Here is a 264-nt window from a genome sequence, read left to right as displayed (position 1 = left end):
ATCAGCAGCACCAATCGCCTGGACAGCAGCAGCACCTTCATGGCCTCGGCCACGCTGGTGTTCTGATACGGGCCATGCAGCCTTGGGCGCCGTTCGCCGGGGCGGCGGGGAAGCGGCGATCAGTCCGCCGTCACCGGCGCCGACAGCCACCGCAGGACAAAACGCGCGCCGCCCAGGGGGCTGTCCTGCACCTCGATCGTGCCCCGGTGGCTGGCGGCGACGCGCTTGACGATGGCCAGGCCCAGGCCGGCGCCGCCGGTGCCG

1 protein-coding gene is annotated in these 264 nt (G+C 72.7%); it reads right to left on the bottom strand.

Translation table 11 applies throughout. The annotated features are described in order from the left end of the window. Positions 1-119: 119 nt before the first annotated feature. On the bottom strand, positions 120-264 hold a 145-nt coding region (locus tag SB751_RS31655; protein ID WP_410749227.1), incomplete at its 5' end, for an ATP-binding protein.

The sequence above is a fragment of the Cupriavidus sp. SIMBA_020 genome, assembly GCF_046535395.1.
Lineage (GTDB): Bacteria > Pseudomonadota > Gammaproteobacteria > Burkholderiales > Burkholderiaceae > Cupriavidus > Cupriavidus campinensis.
The sequence above is the reverse complement of the archived record's forward strand: the minus strand, read 5'-3'. Positions and strand labels throughout refer to the sequence as shown.